The organism is Bradyrhizobium sp. KB893862 SZCCT0404, assembly GCF_018130885.1.
GTDB lineage: Bacteria > Pseudomonadota > Alphaproteobacteria > Rhizobiales > Xanthobacteraceae > Bradyrhizobium > Bradyrhizobium stylosanthis.
Genome location: NZ_JAFCLT010000008.1, coordinates 86,206 through 110,117 on the forward strand (window position 1 = coordinate 86,206; position 23,912 = coordinate 110,117).

The following is a 23,912-nucleotide window of genomic DNA, read 5'->3' on the forward strand; positions in this document are numbered from 1 at the left end:
GGCGCATCTCCCTCAGGAAGCCGGTGCAGCGACCAGGCGGTCGGCCGCATCGAACACGAAGACATCATTGGGGTCGAGCACGGCGTCGATGGTCTGGCCGGGCTCGAACTCGTGCACGCCGTGCAGCACCGCAACCCAGTTCGATCCGTCGCGGGTCAAATGCACAAAGCTCTCCGAACCGGTGATCTCGGTCACCGTGACAGTGGCATGGAAGGCGTGGCGGTTGGCCTCGCCATTGGCGAGCGCGAGCTGATGGGCGCGGAAGCCGACGCGATAGGCGCCGTCGGCCAGCGACGAATAGAGGCCCGAGGCCGGCGAGGACGTGCCGCCGGCATAGGCGACGTGCCCGTTCTTCTTCTCGATGCCGACGAGGTTGAGCGGCGGATCGGAGAAGACCTGGGCGACGCGCAAGGTCTGCGGCCGCCGGTAGACATTGGCGGTCTCGCCCATCTGCAGCGCCTGGCCCTCCCACATGCAGACCGTGTTGCCGCCAAGCAGCAGCGCCTCGGTCGGCTCGGTGGTGGCATAGACGAAGATCGCGCCGGAGGCCTCGAAGATGCGCGGCAGTTCGGCACGCAGCTCCTCGCGCAGCTTGTAGTCGAGATTGGCGAGCGGCTCGTCGAGCAGCACGAGATCGGCGCCCTTGACCAGCGCGCGCGCGATCGCGGTGCGCTGCTGCTGACCGCCGGAAAGCTGGAGCGGCGTGCGCTTCAGGAACGGCTCGAGCCGCAGCAGCTTTGCCGCTTCCGCGACCCGCGTCTCGATCTCCTCGCGCGGCTTGCCCTGCACGCGCAGGGGCGAGGCGATGTTCTCGTAGACCGTCAGCGAGGGATAGTTGATGAACTGCTGATAGACCATGGCGACCGAACGCTGGCGCACGTCGGCGCCGGTGACATCCTTGCCATTGACCAGCACCTTGCCCGTGGTCGGCTTGTCGAGGCCGGCGAGCAGCCGCATGATCGAGGTCTTGCCCGACAGCGTCGGCCCCAGCAGCACGTTGAGCGTGCCGCTCTCGAGCGTCAGGGAGACGTCGCGGATGTGCGCGACACCCTCGACGGTCCGGGTCACGTGATCGAGTGTCACGCTCATGAGCGTCCTCCTGCTTCCAGCAGGGGAGTTTGCGGCACGGCGTGGGTCCTGATCCAGTCGTCCAGGGCAGCGATCTCGTCGGCAGATAGTCGCAGGCCGAGCTTCGAACGGCGCCAGACGACATCCTCCGCGGTGACGGCCCATTCATTGGCCATGAGGTACCGCACCTCGCGTTCGGTCAGCGTCGCGCCGAAGGTCTGGCCGAGATCGGCGGCCGATTTGGCATCGCCGAGCAGCTTGATGGCGCGGGTGCCGTAGGCCCGCGCGAGACGGCGCGCGTGCTCATGGCTGAGGAAGGGATAGCCGCGCTGGAGCTCGGCGATCAGGCCGTCGATATCGGACACGTTCATGTCGCCGCCCGGCAGCGGCCATTTGCCGGTCCAGCCCTCACGCGCCTTGGCGCTGCGCAGATAGGGCGCAAGCCGCTCCAGCGCCTCCTCGGCGAGGCGGCGATAGGTCGTGATCTTGCCGCCATAGATCGACAGCAGCGGCACGCCGCCGGGCGTGTCGAGCTCGAACACATAGTCGCGCGTCGCGGCCTTGGCCTCGCTGGCGCCGTCGTCATAGAGCGGTCGCACGCCGGAATAGGTCCAGACCACGTCCGCCGGCGTCACCGGCTTTGCCAGATATTCGCTCGCCGCGGTGCAGAGATACTGGATCTCCTCGGCCGTCGCCTTCACCTTGGCGGGGTCGCCGTCATAGTCGCGGTCGGTGGTGCCGATCAGCGTGAAATCGTCCTGGTACGGGATCACGAAGATGATGCGGCCGTCCGCGTTCTGGAACATGTAGGCGCGGTCGTGGTCGTAGAGTTTCTTGACCACGATGTGCGAGCCCTGCACCAGGCGCACCTTGGCTTTCGCATTCACGCCGGCGCCGCGGCCGAGCACGTCCTCGACCCAGGGGCCGCCGGCATTGACCAGGGCCTTCGCCTTGATCGAGGAACGCTCGCCGGTCAGCGTGTTGACCATGCTGACGGTCCAGACGCCGTCGGACTGCTTGATATCCGTCGCACGGGTGCGGGTGCGGATCTCGGCGCCCTTGTCGGCGGCGTCGCGCGCGTTGAGCACGACGAGACGGGCATCGTCGACGAAGCAGTCGGAATATTCGAACGCGCGGCTGTAGCGATTCGGGATCAGCGGCTTGCCGACCTCATCCCGCTTGAGATCGACCGAGCGGGTCGCGGGCAAGAGATGGCGGCCGCCGATGTGGTCATAGAGGAAGAGGCCGAGGCGCAGCAGCCAGGCCGGGCGAAGGCCGGCGTGATGCGGCAGAACGAAACGCAGGGGGCGGATGATGTGGGGCGCGATGCCCCAGAGAATCTCGCGCTCGATCAGCGCCTCGCGCACAAGCCGAAACTCGTAATATTCGAGGTAGCGCAGGCCGCCATGCACCAGCTTGGTCGACCAGGACGACGTCCCGCTCGCCAGATCGTTCATTTCGCACAGGAAAACCGTGTTGCCGCGGCCCACCGCATCGCGCGCGATGCCGCAGCCGTTAACACCGCCTCCAATGATGGCGAGATCGAAAATACGCTCCAACAGACGCATCCCCCGGCGACCGCTCGTTCCTTCGAGCGGCTACTTTCGTTTTTGATTAGATCACACCGAAAAACGAAAGCAAGATGAAAGAGAGGCGAAAGGAAGTGAAAGCGGAACTTTTTGGTGGGCAAGGAGCCACGCAAATGCGCAGCTTGGACAGCAATTCGAGAAGCAGCCACGCCCTTGAATGGCCAGCCACGCAGAATTATAGTCATAATAGTCATATTGGTTCCAGCTCGCATGACCGATCGCAACACTGCACCCGACACACCTCCGACCGATGACACCTGGACGCTCGCCAACGCCAAGGCACGACTGTCCGAGGTGATCGACCGAGCCCAAGCCGGCCCGCAGGTCATTACCCGCCACGGCAAGCCGAATGCCGTGGTCGTTTCCGCCGAGGAATGGGCGCGCAAGGTCGCACGCAAAGGCACGCTCGCCGAATTCCTGCTGGCCTCGCCGCTGCGCGGCGCCGACCTCGAGCTTGAGCGCGCGCACGACGCGCCGCGCGACGAAATGCCGTGAATCTTCTGCTCGACACCAACGTGCTGTCGGAAGTACAGCGGCCCACGCCTTCGCCGAAAGTCCTGGCGTGGCTGGATACGATCGATGAGGATCGTGCGTTCATCAGCGTCGCATCGATTGCCGAGCTTCGCCGCGGAATCGCATTGCTGGAGGATGGGCGCCGGCGCACCACGCTGGCCGCCTGGCTTACCCATGATCTTCCGGCGCGATTTGCCGAACGCGTCCTGCCGATCGATCACGCGGTGGCTGAGCGCTGGGGCGACCTGATGGCGCAGAGCCGCCGCAGCGGGGTTGCGTTGTCAGTGATGGACGGCTTCTTTGCAGCCACCGCGCTCGCGCACGGCCTCACACTCGTCACGCGCAACGTGAAGGATTTTGCCGCGTTCGGCGTCCCGCTGCTCAATCCATGGGACGACGTTTGAGCCCTATCTCAGCCGCACCACCGGCGCTGCTTCGGGCGCGGCGTCCTGCACATCGGCTTGGGGATCGTCGATATCCGCCCCCTTCGGCATCGCTTCCACCACCTCGATGCCCTTGCTGTGGCAGATGGTGGCGAGGCGCTCGGGCAGCTCCTGGTCCGTCACGAACGTCTGGATCTGGGTGATGTGGGCGATCCGCACCGGCGCGCTGCGGCGGAGCTTTGTGGAATCGGCGACCAGCATGACGCTGCGGGCATTGGCGATGATGGCCTGCGCGACCTGCACCTCGCGATAGTCGAAGTCGAGCAAAGCGCCCTCTTCATCGATCGCGGACGCGCCGATGATGGCGTAGTCGACCTTGAACTGGCCGATCAGTTGCGTCGCGGTCGAGCCGACCACGGCGCCATCCGCACGCCGCACCGTGCCGCCGGCGACCACCACCTCGATGCGGGGATGGCGGTAGAGCAGCATCGCGACATTGAGGTTGTTGGTGATGACGAGCAGATCCTCGTGCGAGGTCAGCGCGCTCGCGACCTCCTCGGTCGTGGTGCCGATGTTGATGAAGAGCGAGCAGCCGTTCGGGATCAGCGAGGCCGCCGCGGCGCCGATCGCCTTCTTCTCGTCGGCGGCGACGAAGCGGCGCGCCTCATAGGCAAGGTTTTCCACGCCCGAAGCGATGATGGCGCCGCCATGGATGCGGGTCAGCGATCTCCGTTCGCAGAGATCGTTGAGATCCTTGCGGATGGTCTGCGCCGAGACCTCGAACCGGCGCGCGAGCTCCTCGACCATGACGCGGCCGGAAGCACGCGCGATGTTGAGGATTTCGGCTTGGCGATGGGTCAATCCGGTCACGGCAGCGGCCTCGAGTCAGGATGATGCATGGTGCGGCGGATCGCGGCTTCGGTCAATGCGCGCGCCGATCACGGTTAACCACAGCGCTCACCACGCCATATCCTACCAAGTCAGGGCGCGCGCCAGATGCGCGAGCAGCTGCGGATCGTCGAAGGCGCTCGCGGAGGCGACCGCGCCTGACGCAACCAGGTCAGCATGGCTGAGGCTGGTGCGGATGCCGATGGTGGGAATGCCGGCCGCCGTGGCGGATTGCACGCCGGTGCGGGAATCCTCGAAGGCGATCGAGCTTTCCGGCCGCGCCCCGACGAAACGCAGCCCCTCCTGATAGGGCAGCGGATGCGGCTTGCCGTGCGGCAGCTCGGCGCCGATCACGAGCGCCTTGAAACGGTGGGTGATGCCGAGGCCGGACAGCAGCAGCTCGGCGTTGAGCCGCGGCGCGTTGGTGACGGCGACCATGGGAATGCCGGCGCCGTCGGCCCGGTCGAGCAGCGCCATCAGGCCCGGCAGCGGCGCGATCTGCCCGGCCACCAGCGCGCGGAAGACCTCTTCCTTCTCATCGAGGATCACGGCGCGCCGTTCCGGAGCCTCGTGAGGCAGAAAGCGCTCGCCGATCGCGACATTGGCGAAGCCTTGCAGCTCCCTGGAGAAGCGCGCGTGGTCGAAGACATGGCCGTGCGGGCCGAGCACCTGGTTGAAGGCCTTCAGGTGCAACGGGTCGGTGTCGGCAAGCGTGCCGTCGATGTCGAACAGCAACGCCCTGCCCGTCGCATCGTGTTTTGCCTCGATCATTTCCGTACTTTCCCAAATGCGCGACGCATCGATGCGCGAGACGTATCAATACGGCCTCGATCGCGCAATGACGCATCCACATGACCACAATGCGACACTCGACAAAGTCGCGCGCGACTGCAACACTCCGGTCAAGATCAAAAAGGAGGAAACGAATGACGATCAACCGACGCGATCTGGCTCTCTCGACTCTCGCCCTCTCGGCGCTCGCGCTCACGACACCGGTGCTGGCGGCCTCGGCCGACGAAGAGGCCGTGGCGAAGAAGGTCGAGGCCTTCCGGCTCGCCCAGATCGCGGCCGACCCGAAGGCGCTCGGCGCGCTGTGCTGGGACGATCTCAGCTACAGCCATTCCAGCGGCAAGGTCGAGGACAAGGCAACCTTCATCACCAACGCCACCGACGGCAAATCGAAGTTCCTGTCGATCGAATACAAGGACCCGACCATCAAGGTCGTCGGTCCCACCGCGATCGTCCGCTTCCACTGGCTGGGCGAGCAGGAAATGGCGGCCGATGGGAAAAAAGTATCGACCAACCTTCACATCCTGATGAACTGGCAGAAGCAGGGCGACGAATGGAAGCTCTTGTCGCGTGCCGCGACGAAATTGTGATGTGACTATTCACCCTCTCCCCTCATGTCCGCCGAAGCCCAGGCGAAGGCGGATGTTGGAGACGGTGGCATAGGCGGCTTCGGCCGCCGTTCTTAAGAACGCCGAAGCTTTGCTTCGGCGTTTTCTTAGGAACGACCGCCCGAGGCGGCCGACACCACCTTCTCCCACAGAAGGAGACAAAAAGTGCAGCGGCATCAAGGACTGCAAAAAATTCCGACCACGCGCTGTGCAAGAGCGGGCGCAAAATCAAGAACGGAGAATACGATGACATCAAATCGCGATCGTGCTGCCACGGCGGACCACGAGGCGGTGGCAAGGAATGTCGAGGCATTTCGCCTGGCCCAGATCGCAGCCGATCCGAAGGCGCTCACCGCGCTGTGCGCGGATGATCTGAGCTACAGCCACTCCAACGGCTTCCTGGAGGACAAGGCGGCTTTCGTCGCCAACGCCACCGACGGCAAGACGGAGTTCCTGTCGATCACGTACAAGGACCCGACCATCAAGATCGTCGGCCCCGCCGCGATCGTGCGCTTCCACTGGCTGGCCGAGATGATGACCGGCGGACAGAAGGTGGCCAACAGCCTTTACATCCTGATGAACTGGCAGAAGCAGGGCGACGATTGGAAGCTGTTGTCGCGCTCCGCGACAAAGATGTGATGGCGACTCTTACCCTCTCCCCTCATGTCCGCCGAAGCCTAGGCGAGGCGGATGTGGGAGAGGGCGGCATACGCGGCCTACGCCACCTTTTCCCACAAGGGGGAGAAGGAAGTGCAGTCGCATCAAGGGCTGCAAAAATTTCCGACCGCGCTCGGCGCGTCGGAAAACCACGGCGGCAGGCGCTTACGCCGCTTCCTTCACATCGCCGTTAACCAGCTTGCGCGCAGCGCGCTCGGCCTCGCGGGCGTTGCGGAAAAGCTGGCCTTCGAGGCGGTTGAACTGGTTGGACGAGGCGAAGAAGCAGTAGCCACCCTGGCCGCGAACGACGATGCCCGCGGTCTGCGAGTTGACTTCGATGATGTAGCTGTCCGGCATGCCCGTAGATTCCTCAATGCGGGCAGATAACGGCATCTCTGCCCTTTGGTTCCTAGGGCAAATCAACCGGTTTCCACCCCGAATCGACACGCAATTGAGTACGCCGGGACCTCATCCGTTTTATGACTTGTTGTTGGCGAAGCCGCGACGCGTTGACTCATCGGCGCCGCGTTTGGCGTGCTGCAACTCTTCGTGAGATGGGACGCAAAGCCGCGCGCGATTACGTCGCGATCGGCGCATCGGTCGAGCGGACTTCCTGCGGCCGGCCATGCTCGTCAATCGACACATAGGTAAAATTGCCGTCGGTGACGAGGAACGGATGCTCCTCCCCGCGCCGCAGCGCCCAAGCTTCCAGATGCACGGTCATCGATGTGCGGCCGACGCGGACGAGGTTGGCATAGACCGAGACGAGATCGCCGACATAGACGGCCTTGCGAAAGTTCATCGCCTCGATCGCGACGGTCACGGTGCGCGACTTCGCGACCTTCGAGGCGAATACTCCGCCGCCGACGTCCATCTGGCTGAGCAACCAGCCGCCGAAAATGTCGCCATTGGCGTTGGTGTCGGCAGGCATCGCCAGCGTGCGGATGCAGAGATCGCCGCGCGGCGCGCTGTCGGACTTCTCGGTCATCGGATCTCTCTTGGCGCTCCCTCTTGGAGCTCTCACTTGAAATTGTCCCAGCCCGGATCGGGCGCGAAGCGCTCGCCGAATCGCTCAGTCAGCGCACGCAGGGTGGATACAATGTTTTCCACGCCGCGCGTGCGCGCATAATTCAGCGGACCGCCGCGGAACGGTGCATAACCCGTGCCGAAGATCATGGCCCCGTCGACCGTATTGGGGTCGTCGACGATGCCTTCACGAAGGGCTGCGACGCAGACGTTGGACATCGGCAGCACCAGCCGGTCGATCATCTGGTCGGTGACGCGCGGACCGGTCTCCTGCAACGGCGCCTTCTCCGCCTTGCCGTCCTTCCAGGTGTAGAAGCCCTTGCCGGTCTTGCGGCCGAGCTCGCCCTTGGCGACCTTCTCGCGCAGCCAGGCCGGCGTCGGCGGCAGCAGGTCGCCGAACTTGGCGCGCAGCATGTCGCCGACGTCGAGGCAGATGTCGAGGCCGACCTGGTCGGCGAGCTCGATCGGCCCCATCGGCATGCCGAACTGCTCGGCCGCGGCGTCGATCAGGCGCTGGTCGGTCTTCTCGTCCAGCATCACCATGGCTTCCAGCATGTAGGGCGTCAGCGCGCGGTTGACGAGGAAGCCCGGCGAGCTCTTCACGGATAGCGGCAGGCGATCGATCGCGCCGACGAAGGCGAGCGCTTGCTTCAACACCTCGGGGGCGTTGCCGTCATGGCTGACGACCTCGACCAGCTGCAGGCGCGAGACCGGATTGAAGAAGTGCAGGCCGACCAGCCGTTCGGGCCGCGCCAAGGTGGTGCGCAGGTCCTGAAGCGGAATGCTGGAGGTGTTGGTCGCCAGGATCGCGCCTGGCTTCATCCGCGGCTCGAGGCCGCCATAGACCTTCTGCTTCAGCTCGAGCTTTTCCGGCACCGCCTCGATGATGAGATCGGCATTGCGGACACCCTCGCCGTCCATGTCGGGGATCAGGCGATCGAGCGCGTCGCGCACCTCGGTCGGCTTGCGGATGATCTTGCCGTAGAGCTCGGCGGCGCGCTTCACTGCACCCGCGATCGGCTCCGGCTTCATATCCGCAAGCGAGACGCGAAGCCCCTGCCCGGCTACCCAAGCCGCGATGTCGCCGCCCATGGCGCCGGCGCCGATGACGTGGATATGCTTCACCGTGTTGCCGGAGCCTGCGGCCTTCTTCATCTGCTCGCGCAGGAAGAAGACGCGGATCAGGTTCTGCGCGGTCGGCGTCACCATCAGCTTGGCGAACGAGGCCTGCTCGGCCTTCAGCATCGCGGCCTTGCTGCCGCCGTGGGTCTCCCAGAGATCGATCAGCGCATAGGGAGCCGGATAGTGCTCGCGGGACGCGGCCTTTGCCGCCTCCGCGCGCATGCGTTTTGCGAGCAGCCCGCGCACGGGCCCGAGATTGGCGGCGCGCGTCAGCAGGCCGGGCCTGGTCCGCTTCTGCCGGCCGAACAGCACATCTTTCACGGCGCCGCGGACATGACGCTCTTGCGTCACGGCATCGACGAGGCCCAGCGATTTGGCACGGCGCGCATCGATGGTGCGGCCGGTCAGCATCAGCGCCATCGATTGCGTCGGATTGACCAGCGCGGTGAAACGTGCGGTGCCGCCGAGGCCGGGATGCAGGCCCAGCATCACCTCGGGGAAGCCGAAGCGCGCATTGTCGATGGCAATGCGCGACTGGCAGGCGAGCGCGACCTCGAGGCCGCCGCCAAGACAGAAGCCATGGATCACCGCGACCGTCGGAAGCTTCAAGGCTTCCAGATGGTCCACCACCGCATGGGCGGCGCGGATCCGCGTCTCCACCATCTCGGTATCGCTGGCGCCGCGGAATTCGTTGACGTCGGCGCCCGCGATGAAGCCGGAGGGCTTTGCGGAACGGATGACGAGACCGGCCGGGCGCTCGGTCTCGATCGCCGCAAGCACGGCGTCGAACTCCTCCATCACGTCCGAGGAGAGCGTGTTGGCGCTGGCATCGGCGCGGTCGAACAGAAGCCAGGCGACGCCGTCGGCATCGCGGGTCAGCTTGAAGTGCTTGTAGGGGCTGTCAGCCGCAGGCTTGGGTCCCAGCTCCAGCACGCGGTCGCCGAGCACGGTGATGATCCTGGAATCCATGGTCACACCGCCTCGATCAGCATGGCGCCGCCGAGCCCACCACCGATGCATTCGGTGGCAACCCCTCGCCGCGTGCCGAGCCGTTTCATCGCATTGACGAGATGCAGCACGATGCGGTTGCCCGAGGTGCCGACGGGATGGCCGAGCGAGATCGCGCCGCCATCGACATTGAGCCGTTCACGGTCGATCTCGCCGGCGGCACCGTCAAGCCCGAGAATTTCCCGGCAGAATTTGTCATCGTTCCAGGCGGCGAGACAGCCGAGCACCTGCGTCGCAAAGGCCTCGTTCAATTCCCAGGTCTCGACGTCCTTGACGGTCAGGTCGTTGCGCTGGAGCAGCGGCGTCGCCGACATCACGGGCCCAAGCCCCATGATGCTGGGATCGAGCGCGGCCCAGTGGCTGTCGACGATCACAGCTTTCGGCGTCAGCTTGTGTTTTGCGACCGCCGCATCGGAGGCGAGGATCACCCATGACGCACCGTCGGTGATCTGCGAGGAATTCCCCGCGGTGACTTGGCCCCAGGGACGTTCGAACACCGGCCGAAGTTTTGCGAGCGTCTCCGCCGTCGAGTCCGGACGCACGCCGTCGTCATGATCGAAGAATTTTCCGTTGCGGGAGAACGCGGTCTCGACCTCGCCTTTCAGATAGCCTTCGGCCTGTGCATGCGCGAGGCGGCGATGGCTCTCGGCGGCATAGGCGTCGGACTGCGCACGGGTGATGCCGAAGAGATGGCCGACGACCTCGGCGGTCTGGCCCATGTTGAGGTCGGTGATGGGATCGGTGAGCCCGCGCTCGAGGCCGATGATCGGCTTGAGATCGCGCGGCCGCAGCTTGAACGCGGCGGCGAGCTTCGCCGCCATGCCCTTGGCGGTGGCAAGGCCGGCGAACCAGCGCACGCCGGAATTCGGCCAGACCAGCGGCGCGTGGCTCAGCGCCTCGGTGCCGCCAGCGAGGATCATGTCGGCATGGCCTTCGCGGATGTAGCGATAGGCGGTGTCGATCGACTGCATGCCGGAGCCGCAATTGATCTGCACGGTGAAGGCGACCATGTCCTCGCCCATGCCGAGCCTGAGCGCAGCAACGCGCGCCGGGTTCATCTCGTCGGCGATCACGTTGACGCAGCCGAGGATGAGCTGGTCGAAATCTGCAGGCGAAAACGGCTGCCGCGCCAGGAGCGGCCGTCCGCACTGCACGGCGAGATCGACCGGCGTGAACGGGCCCGGTCCGGAGCGCGCTTTCAGGAACGGCGTCCGGCTGCCGTCGACGATGAATACCGGTCGTGCCATCAGCTCGCCGCCCTCTGTTCACCGAGTTCCTGGAAGAACTGATGCACGTCGGCGGTTTTCTTGTAAATCGGCGACAGCGCCTCCGGCGCGAAATCATCGACTTCTATCACTTTTGTGACGGCTTCATGCGCCGCGGCAAGCTGCTCGCCTTCAGCTTGCGTGATCACGCCCTTGGTGACCGCCTCCTTCCAGTCGCGGATATGAGCCCCACGCATGCGCTTGGCGATCGCGTCGGTCGCCGCCACCAGCTTGAATGCGCGCTCCAGCCGGGCAAAGCCGCCGTCGTCGTCGACATGAGCAAGATCCGGCGTCAGCCGCTCGCGTGCTGCCGATGGCTCCAATACGAGGCCTGCGCATTGGTGCACGACGCGGTCGGACGGGCCGAGCACGCGGGCACCGAATGGCTGGACGACGAACTTCAGAAGGGCCGCGACGAAGCGGTTGGGCAGATTGGCGAGGATCTCGGCCAGCCGGTTCTCGATGGTCCTGAAGCCGGTCGCCATGCACCATGCCAGCGCAGCAAAATCCTCCTTCTGCCGGCCCTCGTCCTGCCAACGCTTCAGCGCGGCCGAGAGCAGGTACAGCTCGGACAGGATGTCGCCGAACCGCGCCGACAGCATCTCCTTGCGCTTGAGCGCGCCGCCGAGCGTGAGCAGCGCCATGTCGGCGCAGAGCGCGAACGCCGCGGAGTAACGCGAGAGCTGGCGATAGAACGGCGTGGCATCGCCCGCATCGGGCGCCATGGCGAAGGCGCCGAAGCTCCAACTCCGGCCGAAGGCGCGGAACAGCGTCCGGAAACTGTGGCCGACATGTTTCCAGAACGCCGTATCGAAGGCGGTGAGCCCGCGCTCGCGATCGGTGTCGGCAAGCGCATTCATCTCGTCGAGCAGATAGGGATGGGCGCGGATAGCGCCCTGCCCGAACACGATGAGATTGCGGGTCAGGATGTTGGCGCCCTCGACCGTGATGCCGACAGGCACGGCGCGATGCAGATTGCCGAGATAGTTTTGCGGGCCGTCGATCACGCCCTTGCCGCCGTGGATGTCCATGGCGTCGTCGATCGCGGTGCGCATCCGCTCGGTCGCGTGCAGCTTCATGATGCCGGAGATGACGGCGGGATGAACGCCGGCGTTCAGCGCCGCGCAGGTCAGCCGCCGTGCCGCGTCGAGCTGATAGGCGGTGGCGACGATGCGCGCGAGCGGCTCCTCGACGCCCTCGAACTTGGAGATGGAGATGCCGAACTGCTCGCGGATGCGGGCATAGGCGCCGGTGGTGCGCGCGGCATAGGCGGCGCCCGCCGCCGACAGCGACGGCAGCGAGATGCCGCGGCCGGCCGCGAGCGCCGTCATCAGCATCTTCCAGCCCTGCCCGAGGCGCTCCTGGCCGCCGATGACGTAGTCGAGCGGGATGAAGACGTCGCGGCCCCAATTGGGACCGTTCTGGAATACCTGCATCGACGGCAGATGACGCTGGCCGATCTCGACGCCGGGCAGATTGGTCGGGATCAGTGCGACGGTGATGCCGAGCTCTTCCTGATCACCCACGAGATGGTCGGGATCATAGGCCTTGAAGGCAAGGCCAAGCAGCGTCGCGACGGGACCGAGCGTGATGTAGCGCTTGTGCCAGTTCAGCCTGAGGCCGATGACCTCGCGGTCCTCGAAATGACCCTTGCAGATGATGCCGGTGTCGACCATCGAGGCGGCGTCGGAGCCGGCTTCCGGGCTGGTGAGACCGAAGCAGGGAATGTCGCGGCCATCGGCAAGGCGCGGCAGCCACCGCTCCTGCTGCTCTTTTGTGCCGAAGCGCATCAGCAGTTCGCCGGGCCCGAGCGAGTTCGGCACCATCACCGTGACGGCGGCGGCGATCGAGCGGGTCGAGATTTTCCGCACGACTTCCGAATGCGCATAGGGCGAGAAGCCGAGGCCGCCAAATTCCTTCGGAATGATCATGCCGAAGAATTTCTCGCGCTTGACGAAATGCCAGACTTCCGGCGGCAGGTCGCGCCATTCCCAGAAGATCTTCCATTCGTCGAGCATGGCGCAGAGCTCGTCGACGGGACCGCTGAGAAAGGCCTGCTCCTCGTCGGTCAATTTGGCCGGCGCAATTTTCAGCAGTTTCGTCCAGTCGGGATCGCCGGTGAAGAGATCGGCATCCCACCAGACATCGCCCGCCTCCAGCGCCTCGCGCTCGGTGTCGGACATCGCCGGCAGCACGCCGCGCGCCCAGGAGAAGATCGGCTTTGTGATGTTGTCGCGGCGGAAGCTCATGGCGGACCTCATGGATCGGCGCGGTCAGGGCATTTTAGCGGAAACTGGCCGGAGTGAGTGAACACTTCGCAGGCAAAAAGAAGCGAATTGACGCGGCCGGGCGGCCGCCCCCGGGGACCATAACGGCCGGGGCGTGGGGGCAGTTCCGGGAGGGGGATGACGGGTGATCGTAGCCCGGATGGAGCGAAGCGTAGTCCGGGGTGGTCCATCCGCGAGGAGAGAACCCGGATTTCGCTTCGCTCCATCCGGGCTACAGGACCTGATCGGCTGGCCTAATCCGGCCGGACCATCTCGAACATGTTTTCCGGCTTGATCTCGAAATAATCGCCGCGGCGGCCGGCGCGGACGATCGGGCGGGCGGCGGCGGTCTGGTAGACGCCGTCCTTGATCATGGCCTTGTCGATATGGACGGCGACGACCTCGCCCAGCGTCAGCCAGGCGTCCGCCGCCTTGCCGTCGGCGCCCTTGAGGCGGACGATGTCGGACACCTTGCACTCGAAGGCGACGGGGCTCTCGGCCACGCGCGGCACGTTGACGAGCTTGCCGGGGACGGCGGTCAGGCCTGCGATTTCGAACTCGTCGACCTCAGGGGCGACATGCGCGGCGGTCGCGTTCATGTGCTTCGCAAGGTCCATCGTGGTGAGATTCCAGACGAACTCGCGGGTCTGCTCCATGTTCGACACCGTGTCCTTCCAGTTGGTGGAGGAGAAGCCGATGATCGGCGGCACGTAGCAGAAGGCATTGAAGAAGCTGTAGGGCGCCAGGTTGACGTTGCCCTTGGTGTCGCGGGAGGAGATCCAGCCGATCGGACGCGGCGCGATGATGGCGTTGAAGGGATCGTGCTTGAGGCCGTGGCCCTTGGAGGGCTCGTAGAAGTACAGGTCTTTGTCGGTCACGCTGTTTCCTCCTCGTCATTGCGAGCACAGCGAAGCAATCCAGAATCCCTCCGCGGAAAGACTCTGGATTGCTTCGCTGCGCTCGCAATGACGGAGTTTGTTGGTCCGTCCTGGGCTGCCGCCTGCCGGTCATTCCGGGACGGCAGGTGGGCTTATAGGAGGAAACCAGCCGCCCCGTCAGTGGCGCGGCGACAGACCGGCGATGACGAAATCGATCATCTGGTCGATGGTCGGGCCCGGCTTGGTGGCGCACTGGGCGATCATCTGGGGGTGGAAGAAGCGAATCATCGCGGTGCAGGCGCACAGCGAGGCCAGCTGCAGGTCCGGCGCCTCGAACTCGCCGGAGGCGACGCCTTGCGTGATCATCTGGCCGATCACGCCGGCAATGCACTCCATATGAGCGACGCAGACGTCCCAGTCCTCCTCCATCGCGACCGCGACCATCTCGTGCAACTTGTTGTCGGCGACATAGCGCTCGGTGTTCATGCGATGGATGGTGGTGAGCAGCTCGCGGAAGCGCGGCAGCACCGGGCCGGGCCGGGTCACGATCCGCTGCGCCTCCAGCTCGACCTCGACCATCAGCCCCCGCGCCACCGCCTGGTGGATCGCCTTCTTCGATTCGAAGAAGCGATACACGTTGGCGGGGCTCATCCGGAGCTCCTTGGCGATGTCGCCGACCGTGGTCTTCTGGTAGCCGATCACACGGAACAGCCGCTCGGCCACCTCGAGGATACGATCCCGGGTGTCGACTTCGATATGTTCCGAAACAAGGGCCATCAGTCAGGACTCGTTGGTCAGCAGTCTTCTCATCTATTCAGCCGCTTGGGCAAGCGGAATTGCGTGCTGGTCATCGCTCCCATGCTGCGGCGCGGCAGGCTGCTCGGGGGTCCCCGCCTCGTCCAGGCTCTTGCGGAACCACAGAGCATAGAGGCCCGGCAGGTACAGGAGCGTCAGGAATGTCGCGACAAACAGGCCTCCCATGATCGTGATCGCCATCGGGCCCCAGAAGGCCGAGCGCGACAGCGGGATCATGGCGAGGATCGCGGCCAGCGCCGTCAGCACCACCGGGCGGGCCCGGCGGACGGTCGCCTCCACGATCGCCTCGCGCCGGGTCAGGCCGTGGCTGACGTCGGTCTCGATCTGGTCGACCAGGATGACCGTGTTGCGCATGATCATGCCGGCGAGCGCGATCAGACCGAGCAGCGCCACGAAGCCGAACGGGGCATTGGCGACGTTGAGGCCGAACGAGGCGCCGACGATGCCGAGCGGCGCGGTCAGGAACACCAGGATCAGGCGCGAGAAGCTCTGCAGCTGGATCATCAGCAGCGTCAGCATCACCATGACCATCACCGGGAAGAGGATGAAGATCGAGGCATTGCCCTTGGCGGATTCCTCGAACGCGCCGCCCGCCTCGATGCGGTAGGCCGGCTCCAGGTGATCCTTGATCGCCTTCAGCTTCGGCGTGATCTGGTTGGTGACGTCGGGGGCCTGCACGCCGTCGACGACGTCGGAGCGCACGGTGATCGCCATGTCGCGGTTACGCCGCCACATGATCGGCTCCTCGTGGGCATATTCGATCTTGGCGATCTGCTGCAGCGGCACGGCGACGCCATTGCGCGAGGTGATGGTGAGATCGCCGACGCCGCCGAGATCGAGGCGCTCGGACGGGATCGCACGGGCGACCACGCCGACCTTCTCGATGCCGTCGCGCACGGTGGTGACCTGCGAGCCCGAGATCAGCATCGCGAGCGCCTGCGAGACCTCCTGCGGGGTCAGGCCCATGGCACGGGCGCGATCCTGGTCGACGACGAGCTTGAGATAGGGCGACTGCTCGTTCCAGTCGAGCTGGACGTCCTTGACGCTCTTGTTCTGCCGCATGACGTCGCGGACCTGGTAGGCGATCTCGCGCACCTTGTTGGCGTCGGGGCCGATCACGCGGAACTGCACGGGGAAGCCGACCGGCGGACCGAAGTTGAAGCGGTCGACGCGCACGCGCGCCTCGGTCAGGAAGCCGTCGGCAGCCGCGTTCTCGATCTTGGCCTTGATGCGCTCGCGCGCCTCGACGCCCTTGGCGACGATGACGATCTCGGCGAAGGCCTCGTTCGGCAGCTGCGGGTTGAGGCCGAGCCAGAAGCGCGGCGAACCCTGGCCCACATAGGAGGTATAGGTCTCGATGTCCTTGTCGTCCTTGAGCAGCGTCTCGGCCTTCTTCACCGCCTTCTCGGTGACGTTGAACGCGGTGCCCTCGGGCAGGCGCAGCTGCAGGAACAGCTCGGGACGCTCCGACAGCGGGAAGAACTGCTGCTGGACATGGCCGAAGCCGACGATCGAGACAATGAAGACGCCGACGGTCGCGACCACCACGGTGATGCGGTGGTTGACGCACCATTGCACGATGGCGCGCAGGCCGCGGTACATGCGGGTCTCGTAGACCGCGTGCGGGTCGTGGTTGTGGTGCGCCTTCATCTCCGGCAGCAGCTTGACGCCGATATAGGGCGTGAAGATCACCGCCACGAACCAGGAGGCAACCAGCGCGATCGCCACGATCCAGAAGATGCTGCCGGCATATTCGCCGACCGCCGAATTGGCAAAGCCGATGGGGAGGAAGCCAGCGGCCGTGACCAGCGTTCCCGTGAGCATCGGAAACGCAGTGGATTCCCAGGCGAAGGACGCCGCACGCATGCGGTCCCAGCCCTGCTCCATCTTCACCACCATCATCTCGACCGCGATGATGGCGTCGTCGACGAGCAGGCCGAGCGCGATGATCAGCGCCCCCAGCGTGATGCGGTGCAGGTCGAGCGACATCGTGTTCATGACGACGAAGACGATGCCGAGCACGAGCGGCACCGACAGTGCGACCACGATGCCGGTGCGCCAGCCGAGCGCCAGGAACGAGACGAACAGCACGATGACGAGCGCTTCCATGAAGGAGTGCACAAACTCGCCGACGGCGTGCTCGACCACCTTGGGCTGGTCGGCGATCAGCTTGACGTCGATGCCCTGCGGCACGGCCTTCATGAACTCGCTGGTGGCCTTCTCGACCTCCTTGCCGAGCTCGAGGATGTTGGCGCCCTTGGCGGTGACGACGCCGATGCCGATCGCGGCGTTGCCTTCCTGGCGGACGACGAAGCTCGGCGGATCGACATAGCCGTGGGTGACGGTGGCGATATCGCCGAGGCGGAACACGCGGCCATTGCTCTCGACCGGCGTCTCGGCGACGGCCTTGGCGCCGTCGAGCGCGCCGGTGACGCGCAACGGCACGCGCTGCGACGATGTCTCGACCGTGCCGGCCGGGGTCACGTTGTTCTGCTTGGCGAGCGAGTCGAACAGCGCCTGCGGCGTGATGCCGAGGGTCGCGAGCTTGGCGTGGCTGAACTCGACGAAGATGCGCTCATCCTGGTTGCCGTAGACGTCGACCTTGGTCACACCGGGCACCTTCAGCAGGCGCTGGCGGAAACCTTCGGAGACCTTCTTGAGCTGGGCATAATCGGCGCCGTCGCCGGTCATCATGTACAGGATGGAATCGACGTCGGAGAACTCGTCGTTGACGACGGGTCCGAGGATACCTGCGGGCAGCTGGCCCTGCACGTCGGCGAGCTTCTTGCGCAGCAGATAGAAGAGATACGGCACGTCCTTCGGCGGCGTGGAGTCGCGGAAGGTGACCTGCAGCGCGGTGAAACCGGGCTTCGAATAGGTCTGCACCTTCTCGAAATAGGGCAGCTCCTGGATCTTCTTCTCGATGGGATCGGCGACCTGTGCCTGCATCTCCTGCGCGGTCGCGCCCGGCCACAGCACGGAGACGTTGACCACCTTCACCGTGAAGAACGGATCCTCGGCGCGGCCGAGCTTCTCATAGGAGAAGAACCCGGCGACGCCGAGAATGATCATCAGGAAGAGAACCAGCGTCGGATGGCTGACGGCCCAGGCCGAAAGGTTGAAGCGCTTCATCGCTCTCTCCGAAAAGACGATCCAGTTGCAAAAACGGCAGCCGCCCGTTCAAACCATCGTCGCGAGGCAGCGAAGCAATCCAGGGGGCTGGGCAGGTTCTGGATCGCTTCGCCGCTTCAGCCTTTGCTTAGGGACAAGGGCCGAAACTCACCTCACACGACGTAACTCGACTTTCCCTTGTCATTCCGGGGCGCCCGCGGGGCGAACCCGAAAACGACAGACGCTAGAAACTCAATGACGACACGACCCGCACCCGCTGGCCCGGATCGAGCTTCTGCACGCCGAGCGCGACGATCTTCGCGCCCTCGTCGACACCGCTGGTGATGACGACGTCGTTGCTCTCGTAGGACTTCACCACGACCGGCTTCAGCGTGACCGAACCGTTGTCGTCGACGACGTAGAAGGACGGCTTGCCGCCTTCGTTGAACAGCGCCGACAGCGGCAACCGCGCGACGCGTTCGGTCGCGGCATCCGACAGCGACAGCGTCGCGGTCATGCCGAGCGCGACCTTGTCGTCGGCTTCGGGCAGCGAGAACTTGGCGAGATAGGTGCGGGTGGCAGGATCTGCCGCCGGCGCGATCTCGCGAAGCTTCGCCGTGTATTTCTTGTTCGGCTCGGACCAAAGAGTGACGCTGGCGACGCCCGACTTGGCGCGTCCGACCAGCGTCTCAGGGATCGCGACGACCGCTTCCTTTTCGGCAAAGCGGGCGACACGGATCGAAGCCTGGCCCGCGGCGACCACCTGGCCGGGCTCGATCAGCGTTGCGGTGACGACGCCACGGGCGTCGGCAACAAGCGTCGCGTAGGAAAGGGAATTCTTGGTCAACTCGACCGAGCGGACGGCGCGGTCGAGGCGCGCACGCGCTTCGTCGGCGGCTGCCCGGCTCGAATCGAGCTGCGCATCCGTGGTCCAGCCCTTGGCCTTCAGATCCTTGGCGCGCTGCTCGGCGGCGCCAGCCTGGGCCAGGACGCCAGTGGCGGCGGTCTGCTCGGCGACGGCCTGCTCCGCCTGAAGCTTCAGGTCGACCTCGTCGAGGGTGGCGAGCGGCTGGCCGATCTCGACGGTCTGGCCGACCTCGACCAGGCGCTTGGCGACCTTGCCGGCGACGCGGAAGCCGAGATCGCTCTCGATCCGGGGCCGCACGGTGCCGACGAAGCTGCGCTCGGGGGTCTCGGCATCATAATGGGCGGTCGCCACCAGAACCGGCCGCGGCGGCTCGGCTTTTTCAGCGACGGTGTCATTGCACCCAGCCAGGGCCGCGGCCATCAGGGCCAGCGAAACACCCGCCAACAGCTTGGAATAGCTGGACAAAACGGACCGAACGAACATCGGAGGACACTCCTGCGGCTGCAATGAGAGGAATGTCGACTAATCACTGATAAAAGTCAATAATCGTCAGTCATCAGGAAAGCGTGATCGTTAAGGGGTGGTAAGGATTGGGAGGGATTGTCAGGAAGGTGTGATGGTAGGGCGACCTGAGGCCCCCTAGCCTGGTCAAGGGCCTCAGGCGAGGTGCCGTAGGGTGGGCAAAGGCGCGCTAGCGCCGTGCCCGCCGTCTCTCATTTACAGATCGCAATAACGGTCTGGTGGGCACGCTTTCGCTTTGCCCACCCTACGGGACCGTTTGCTCGGCTTACCGCTTCTGCTCGACGAACTCGTGCTTGGTCTCGTGGCCGCCGATGAAGACGAGAATGCCGGCGATCAGGGGCAGCACGGCGAGCACCAGCAAGCCGTGCGAGGTCTGGCCCGTCGCTTCCTTGACCCAGCCGATCAGATAAGGGCCACCGAAGCCGGCGAGATTGCCGATCGAGTTGATCAGCGCGATGCCGCCGGCCGCCGCGGTGCCCGAGAGCCATGCCGTCGGCAACGTCCAGAATACGCCGAAGACGCAGAACACGCCGATGGCGGCGAAGGTCAGCGCCACCATCGTCATGGTGGGGTCGGTGAGATAGCTGGAGACGGCGAGCGCGATCGCGATCAGGATCATGGGCGCGCCGACATGCATCACGCGCTCACGCGTGGCATCCGAGTGCCGCGCCCACAGGATCATGGCGATCGTGCCGAACAGATAGGGGATCGCGGTGACGAAGCCGGTCTGCGCATTGGTGAGACCGAACGCCTTGACGATCTGCGGCAGCCAGAACTGCATGCCGTAGAGCGCGCCGACGAAGCCGAAATAGATCAGGCTCAGCATGATCACCTTGGGCGAGGACAGCGCCTCGCCCAGCGTCAGATGCTTCGCGGCCTGCTTGGCCGCGGTCTCAGCATCAAGCTTCGTCTTGAGCCAGGCCTTCTGCTCGGCCGAAAGCCAGTCCGCCTTCTCCGGCCTGTCGGTCAGGTAAAACCAGGTGACGATGCCGAGCAGCACCGAGGGGATGCCCTCGAGAATGAACAGCCACTGCCATCCCTTCAGGCCCATCAGGCCGTCGAGCCCGAGCAGCAGGCCGGAGATCGGCGCGCCGATCACGGTCGAGATCGGCACCGCAACGGCGAAGGCCGCAAGGAAGCGGGCGCGATATTCGGCCGGATACCAATAGGTGAGATAGAGGATGATGCCGGGGAAGAAACCGGCTTCGGCGACGCCGAGCAGGAAGCGCAGGACATAGAAGCTGGTGACGCCGCTGACCATCGCCATCAGCGCCGAGATGATGCCCCAGGTCACCATGATGCGGGCGATCCAGCGGCTGGCGCCGAACTTCTCCAGCGCCAGATTGCTCGGCACCTCGAAGATGAAATAGCCGATGAAGAAGATGCCCGCGCCCCAGGAGAAGATCAGCGGCGTGAACTTCAGCTCCGCGTTCATGGTCAGCGCGGCGAAGCCGAGATTGACGCGGTCGAGATAGGAGAAGAAGTAGGCCAGCACCAGGAACGGAATCAGGCGCCAGGAAATGGCGCGGATGGTCGAGGTCTCGATTTCGCTCTTGGCTCCGCCGGCGGAACCGGCATAGGTCGTGGTCTGGCTCATGGCTTCCCCCGGGGTTGTTGCTTTTATGGGCTTGAGCCGTTTTGAGCATCGCGGGCCAAGAGTCAATGGAGCGAGCAATGCATGGGACGCAACCGGTCAACTCCGCAGCCCCGCTCCGGACATCGCTGATCCGCGCCGCCCTCGCCTTGGTCGTGATCGCCTGCGGGCTGTCCTTGCGGTGGTACGGCTTTCCCCTCGGCCTTCCCGCCTTCGTGGTGAAGTATGGCGGCTCGCTGCTGTGGGCGACGATGGTGTTCTTGCTCGCCGGTGTTCTGTTGCCGCGACTGCCCCCGGCACAGCTCGCGGCCATTGCGATGGCGATCGCGCTCGTGGTCGAACTCTCCCGGCTGGTCCACACGCCATGGCTCGACGCCTTCCGTCTGACCACGGCAGGCGCGCTGCTGCTCGGGCGCATCTTCTCGCTGTGGAATCTGGTGGCGTATGCGGCGGGGATTGGGTTTGGGGTTTGGATCGATCGGTTCGCCCAACTTCGTAGGGTGGGTTAGCCCGGGCTGCGCGAAGCGCAGTCCCTTGGCGTAACCCACCTCTTTGGTTTCCGCGGCGGGAGAAGTGGTGGGTTACGCTGCGCTAACCCACCCTACGGGACCGACACCGTGGCGAGCATCTCACTCCGCGAGCTGAAACCGCTCGAACCGATCGAGCTCGTCCTCGATCACGCGCTTCAGCTCCTTGCGCCCCGCCGTCTTCTTCCCCTCGCCGACCCAGGTCCATTTCTGCATCAGCAGCTTCTTCGCCTGCCTGTCGGTCTTGAGGTCCAGCGCGGCGACGATCTCGTCGCCGACCAGCACCGGCAGCGCGAAATAGCCGAGCTTGCGCTTGGCCTTGGGCACATAGGCTTCGAACAGATGGTTGTAGCCAAAGATGAGATTGGTGCGCTTGCGCTGGATGATCAGGGGATCGAACGGCGAGAGGATGTGGACGAGGTCGGGCGACGGCCCCTCGCCGCCCGCCTCCAGCACCGCGGGCTGCGCCCAATGCTCCTGCTTGCCGGCGCCGTCGATCGCGACGGGCACGAGCTCGCCGCGGCGGACGCGCGCGGCGATCAGGCCGGCGACCGCCTTCTTGCTGGGCGCGTCGAGATGGCAGATCGAATCCAAACTGACAACACCTTGCGAGCGCAGCGCCCGGTCGAGCAGGTAGGTTGTGATGTCCCTGGCCGATGCCGGCTTCGGCAGCTTGTCCCAGCCGAAATGCCGCGTCATCAGCTCATAGGTCTTGAGCATGCCCTGGCGCTCGCTGACGGTCGCAACACCGGTGTAGAAGGCGAGCTGCAAGGCGCGCTTGGAGGGCTTGCGACTCTGCCACAGGTGCTCCTTCTCGGTGAGCACGTCGTCCTCGATATCGCGGATCGTCAGCGGGCCGGCGCGCAACAGCCGCATCACCTTGCGCGTGTCGGCCGGCTTGACCGAGGCGTACCATTTATGGCCCTCGCGCTTGTGCTCGCGCATGGCAGGGAGGAAGAAGCGGAAGTCACCGGCCGGCACGTAGGACAGCGCGTGGGTCCAGTATTCGAACACGCTCCTGTCGGCGCTCTGGGCCTGGCGCAGATCGGCGCGGCGATAGGACGGGATGCGGCTGAACAGGATGTGGTGGTGGCAGCGCTCGATGACGTTGATGGTGTCGATCTGGACATAGCCGAGATGGGAGACCGCGTCCGCGACGGCCTGCGCGCCCTCGCCGAAAGGGGTGCGCTCATCCAGGCGCTGGGCACGCAGCCAGAGCTGCCGGGCCTTGTTGGTGCTGAGGGGGAGCGGTTTGGGCGCGCGTGACATTGCGGGACACAATGTAGCGGGATTCGCGCCGGGAAAAAGGGAGATCGAAAAGACGAAGCCGCGCTGCCATCTGCTGACAGCGCGGCTGGATGATGCGCGCGGCGCGCCTACTTCATCGACATCGCCTTCTGCGACTTCATGTAGTGCATGCAGGCGCTCTTCATCTTGCCGTTGCTCATGTCGGTATTGGCCATGGCCATTTCCTTGTTCGCCGCCATCTTGGCCGGCGTGTCCGGCGTGCCGCCCATCGCGGCGGCGGACTTCATCATGTTGTCCGAGGTGCACGCCATCATCGCGGCGGATGCGGGGGACAGCGAAAGAGTGAACGCGACAAAGGCTGCGGTCGTGAGCAAAATCTTCATCGAAAAGTCTCCTCCGTAAAACGAAACCGGCGTCATGCCGGCCTCGCAGTTACGTATTCTCTCGCGCGGACGTTTCCCGGAGAAGACAATTTTCTTGCTGCGTTGCGAAGGGATCAGCGCCCATCCTTCGGCGCCTTGGGCTGGCCTCCGATGCTGCCGGTCGCAACGTCGGGTTCGCAGGCCGCCTTGCCGCGCCCCTCGGCCTGGCAGCGATAGACGCTGCCGGTGAGGCGGTCCACCAGCCACATGTTCTCGTCGTTCGGCGCTTCGAGGCCGACATAGCGGGAGGTCAGCCCCGTGATCAGCGTCGACAACAGGATCGCCACCGCGATCATGGCCGCGCCGACATAGATGGGCAGGGAATTCAGGAACACAGTCCGATCCGGCAGGCCGCTGCGATAGAATTGATAATCACTCGGCCTCGGCACTGGACGGAACTCGGCTCCTTCGTCTGCGATTGGTGGCGAAGACCCCTGCTAGGCGCGCATCTGGCCGATTTGTTGTTCGCGAGCAGGCCGCGCCGGGACGGCTTTGCGACGATCGGTGTGCAGAGGTTTCCGCAAGTGAACCGGGCCGCATGGTCCGGCGCGCGCCGGCTTCGACTTTCGCCGCCGGGCCGCCGGGCAGCGCCAACGTGATCCGGATCACGCCGGCGCTGCAGCGCCTCGAACCCCTAGGGGGAGCGGGCGCGACCATCGAAGTTCACCCAGCGCGCCGGCTCGAGGACCAGAGCAGCGGCGGCCTGCTTCCGGCAGCCAAAACGCCCCGAAACCCAAGGGATC

General features: G+C 65.1%; 22 protein-coding genes. 5 read left to right on the forward strand and 17 right to left on the reverse strand.

Going from position 1 to position 23,912, the window contains the following annotated elements:
* Positions 1-12: 12 nt before the first annotated feature.
* Together JQ617_RS28005 and glpD are read right to left on the reverse strand one after the other, a co-directional pair.
* Complete coding sequence (locus JQ617_RS28005; RefSeq protein WP_063692140.1) at positions 13-1,089, reverse strand: ABC transporter ATP-binding protein; 1,077 nt, start codon at positions 1,087-1,089, stop codon at positions 13-15.
* The gene (gene glpD / locus JQ617_RS28010) at positions 1,086-2,636 is read right to left on the reverse strand and encodes a glycerol-3-phosphate dehydrogenase (RefSeq protein ID WP_212029136.1); all 1,551 of its coding nucleotides are present in this window, start codon (positions 2,634-2,636) and stop codon (positions 1,086-1,088) included. The genes JQ617_RS28005 and glpD overlap by 4 nt, the downstream gene beginning before the upstream one ends.
* Before the next feature lie 231 nt (positions 2,637-2,867).
* Between glpD and JQ617_RS28015 the strand changes: the two genes are divergently transcribed.
* Positions 2,868-3,152, forward strand: coding sequence for a type II toxin-antitoxin system Phd/YefM family antitoxin (locus JQ617_RS28015; RefSeq protein WP_212029137.1), 285 nt, complete (start codon positions 2,868-2,870; stop codon positions 3,150-3,152).
* Entirely contained in the window at positions 3,149-3,574 is a 426-nt protein-coding gene (locus JQ617_RS28020; protein WP_212029138.1) for a type II toxin-antitoxin system VapC family toxin, read from the forward strand. The genes JQ617_RS28015 and JQ617_RS28020 overlap by 4 nt, the downstream gene beginning before the upstream one ends.
* Before the next feature lie 3 nt (positions 3,575-3,577).
* Here the strand turns inward: JQ617_RS28020 and JQ617_RS28025 are convergent, their stop codons facing one another.
* A complete protein-coding gene (locus tag JQ617_RS28025) occupies positions 3,578-4,423 on the reverse strand; it encodes a DeoR/GlpR family DNA-binding transcription regulator (protein WP_212029139.1) in 846 nt (281 codons plus the stop codon).
* Positions 4,424-4,525: 102 nt separating this feature from the next.
* Entirely contained in the window at positions 4,526-5,212 is a 687-nt protein-coding gene (locus JQ617_RS28030; RefSeq protein ID WP_212029140.1) for an HAD family hydrolase, read from the reverse strand.
* A gap of 155 nt (positions 5,213-5,367) precedes the next feature.
* Here JQ617_RS28030 and JQ617_RS28035 point away from each other — a divergent pair, with 155 nt between their 5' ends.
* Both JQ617_RS28035 and JQ617_RS28040 read left to right on the forward strand, forming a co-directional pair.
* Complete coding sequence (locus JQ617_RS28035) at positions 5,368-5,820, forward strand: nuclear transport factor 2 family protein (protein WP_212029141.1); 453 nt, start codon at positions 5,368-5,370, stop codon at positions 5,818-5,820.
* Between the two features lie 183 nt (positions 5,821-6,003).
* A complete protein-coding gene (locus JQ617_RS28040; protein ID WP_502754898.1) occupies positions 6,004-6,477 on the forward strand; it encodes a nuclear transport factor 2 family protein in 474 nt (157 codons plus the stop codon).
* Positions 6,478-6,660: 183 nt separating this feature from the next.
* On the opposite strand, the gene JQ617_RS28045 is transcribed toward JQ617_RS28040, so the two are convergent.
* The 10 genes from JQ617_RS28045 to JQ617_RS28090 all read right to left on the reverse strand — a co-directional run bounded on the left by JQ617_RS28045 (position 6,661) and on the right by JQ617_RS28090 (position 20,975).
* Entirely contained in the window at positions 6,661-6,852 is a 192-nt protein-coding gene (locus tag JQ617_RS28045; RefSeq protein ID WP_063692150.1) for a hypothetical protein, read from the reverse strand.
* A 220-nt stretch (positions 6,853-7,072) separates the two neighbouring features.
* Positions 7,073-7,483 carry an acyl-CoA thioesterase gene (locus tag JQ617_RS28050; protein WP_212029143.1) on the reverse strand — a complete coding sequence of 137 codons (411 nt, stop codon included), beginning with the start codon at positions 7,481-7,483 and terminating at the stop codon, positions 7,073-7,075.
* A gap of 32 nt (positions 7,484-7,515) precedes the next feature.
* Positions 7,516-9,612 (reverse strand): 3-hydroxyacyl-CoA dehydrogenase NAD-binding domain-containing protein, encoded by a 2,097-nt coding sequence (locus tag JQ617_RS28055; RefSeq protein WP_212029144.1) that lies wholly within the window; start codon positions 9,610-9,612, stop codon positions 7,516-7,518.
* 2 nt (positions 9,613-9,614) lie between these two features.
* The gene (locus JQ617_RS28060) at positions 9,615-10,898 is read right to left on the reverse strand and encodes an acetyl-CoA C-acetyltransferase (RefSeq protein ID WP_212029145.1); all 1,284 of its coding nucleotides are present in this window, start codon (positions 10,896-10,898) and stop codon (positions 9,615-9,617) included.
* On the reverse strand, positions 10,898-13,165 hold the full coding sequence (locus JQ617_RS28065; RefSeq protein WP_212029146.1) for an acyl-CoA dehydrogenase: 2,268 nt from the start codon (positions 13,163-13,165) through the stop codon (positions 10,898-10,900). The genes JQ617_RS28060 and JQ617_RS28065 overlap by 1 nt, the downstream gene beginning before the upstream one ends.
* A gap of 272 nt (positions 13,166-13,437) precedes the next feature.
* Positions 13,438-14,061 carry a flavin reductase family protein gene (locus tag JQ617_RS28070; protein ID WP_212029147.1) on the reverse strand — a complete coding sequence of 208 codons (624 nt, stop codon included), beginning with the start codon at positions 14,059-14,061 and terminating at the stop codon, positions 13,438-13,440.
* A 177-nt stretch (positions 14,062-14,238) separates the two neighbouring features.
* Complete coding sequence (locus JQ617_RS28075) at positions 14,239-14,838, reverse strand: TetR/AcrR family transcriptional regulator (RefSeq protein ID WP_212029148.1); 600 nt, start codon at positions 14,836-14,838, stop codon at positions 14,239-14,241.
* 33 nt (positions 14,839-14,871) lie between these two features.
* The gene (locus tag JQ617_RS28080) at positions 14,872-18,009 is read right to left on the reverse strand and encodes an efflux RND transporter permease subunit (protein ID WP_212029149.1); all 3,138 of its coding nucleotides are present in this window, start codon (positions 18,007-18,009) and stop codon (positions 14,872-14,874) included.
* Positions 18,010-18,232: 223 nt separating this feature from the next.
* Positions 18,233-19,339 (reverse strand): efflux RND transporter periplasmic adaptor subunit, encoded by a 1,107-nt coding sequence (locus tag JQ617_RS28085; RefSeq protein ID WP_145667713.1) that lies wholly within the window; start codon positions 19,337-19,339, stop codon positions 18,233-18,235.
* Between the two features lie 304 nt (positions 19,340-19,643).
* Positions 19,644-20,975, reverse strand: coding sequence for an MFS transporter (locus JQ617_RS28090; protein ID WP_212029150.1), 1,332 nt, complete (start codon positions 20,973-20,975; stop codon positions 19,644-19,646).
* A 77-nt stretch (positions 20,976-21,052) separates the two neighbouring features.
* Here JQ617_RS28090 and JQ617_RS28095 point away from each other — a divergent pair, with 77 nt between their 5' ends.
* Positions 21,053-21,481: a ribosomal maturation YjgA family protein gene (locus tag JQ617_RS28095; RefSeq protein ID WP_212029151.1), complete on the forward strand. Its 429-nt coding sequence runs from the start codon at positions 21,053-21,055 to the stop codon at positions 21,479-21,481.
* 120 nt (positions 21,482-21,601) lie between these two features.
* Here JQ617_RS28095 and JQ617_RS28100 read toward each other — a convergent pair whose 3' ends face one another.
* The 3 genes from JQ617_RS28100 to JQ617_RS28110 form a co-directional block, all read right to left on the reverse strand.
* Positions 21,602-22,768, reverse strand: a complete 1,167-nt coding sequence (locus JQ617_RS28100; protein ID WP_212029152.1) for a winged helix-turn-helix domain-containing protein — start codon at positions 22,766-22,768, stop codon at positions 21,602-21,604.
* 107 nt (positions 22,769-22,875) lie between these two features.
* Positions 22,876-23,130, reverse strand: coding sequence for a hypothetical protein (locus JQ617_RS28105; RefSeq protein ID WP_212029153.1), 255 nt, complete (start codon positions 23,128-23,130; stop codon positions 22,876-22,878).
* Between the two features lie 113 nt (positions 23,131-23,243).
* Positions 23,244-23,489: a hypothetical protein gene (locus tag JQ617_RS28110; protein WP_212029426.1), complete on the reverse strand. Its 246-nt coding sequence runs from the start codon at positions 23,487-23,489 to the stop codon at positions 23,244-23,246.
* Positions 23,490-23,912 lie beyond the last annotated feature (423 nt).

Coding starts and splice junctions, on each gene's coding strand:
- JQ617_RS28005 (WP_063692140.1), bottom strand. CDS start 1,089: ATGAGCGTGACACTCGATCACGTGACCCGGACCGTCGAGGGTGTCGCG.
- glpD (WP_212029136.1), bottom strand. CDS start 2,636: ATGCGTCTGTTGGAGCGTATTTTCGATCTCGCCATCATTGGAGGCGGT.
- JQ617_RS28015 (WP_212029137.1), top strand. CDS start 2,868: ATGACCGATCGCAACACTGCACCCGACACACCTCCGACCGATGACACC.
- JQ617_RS28030 (WP_212029140.1), bottom strand. CDS start 5,212: ATGATCGAGGCAAAACACGATGCGACGGGCAGGGCGTTGCTGTTCGAC.
- JQ617_RS28035 (WP_212029141.1), top strand. CDS start 5,368: ATGACGATCAACCGACGCGATCTGGCTCTCTCGACTCTCGCCCTCTCG.
- JQ617_RS28045 (WP_063692150.1), bottom strand. CDS start 6,852: ATGCCGGACAGCTACATCATCGAAGTCAACTCGCAGACCGCGGGCATC.
- JQ617_RS28050 (WP_212029143.1), bottom strand. CDS start 7,483: ATGACCGAGAAGTCCGACAGCGCGCCGCGCGGCGATCTCTGCATCCGC.
- JQ617_RS28055 (WP_212029144.1), bottom strand. CDS start 9,612: ATGGATTCCAGGATCATCACCGTGCTCGGCGACCGCGTGCTGGAGCTG.
- JQ617_RS28060 (WP_212029145.1), bottom strand. CDS start 10,898: ATGGCACGACCGGTATTCATCGTCGACGGCAGCCGGACGCCGTTCCTG.
- JQ617_RS28065 (WP_212029146.1), bottom strand. CDS start 13,165: ATGAGCTTCCGCCGCGACAACATCACAAAGCCGATCTTCTCCTGGGCG.
- JQ617_RS28075 (WP_212029148.1), bottom strand. CDS start 14,838: ATGGCCCTTGTTTCGGAACATATCGAAGTCGACACCCGGGATCGTATC.
- JQ617_RS28080 (WP_212029149.1), bottom strand. CDS start 18,009: ATGAAGCGCTTCAACCTTTCGGCCTGGGCCGTCAGCCATCCGACGCTG.
- JQ617_RS28085 (WP_145667713.1), bottom strand. CDS start 19,339: ATGTTCGTTCGGTCCGTTTTGTCCAGCTATTCCAAGCTGTTGGCGGGT.
- JQ617_RS28090 (WP_212029150.1), bottom strand. CDS start 20,975: ATGAGCCAGACCACGACCTATGCCGGTTCCGCCGGCGGAGCCAAGAGC.
- JQ617_RS28095 (WP_212029151.1), top strand. CDS start 21,053: ATGCATGGGACGCAACCGGTCAACTCCGCAGCCCCGCTCCGGACATCG.
- JQ617_RS28100 (WP_212029152.1), bottom strand. CDS start 22,768: ATGTCACGCGCGCCCAAACCGCTCCCCCTCAGCACCAACAAGGCCCGG.
- JQ617_RS28105 (WP_212029153.1), bottom strand. CDS start 23,130: ATGAAGATTTTGCTCACGACCGCAGCCTTTGTCGCGTTCACTCTTTCG.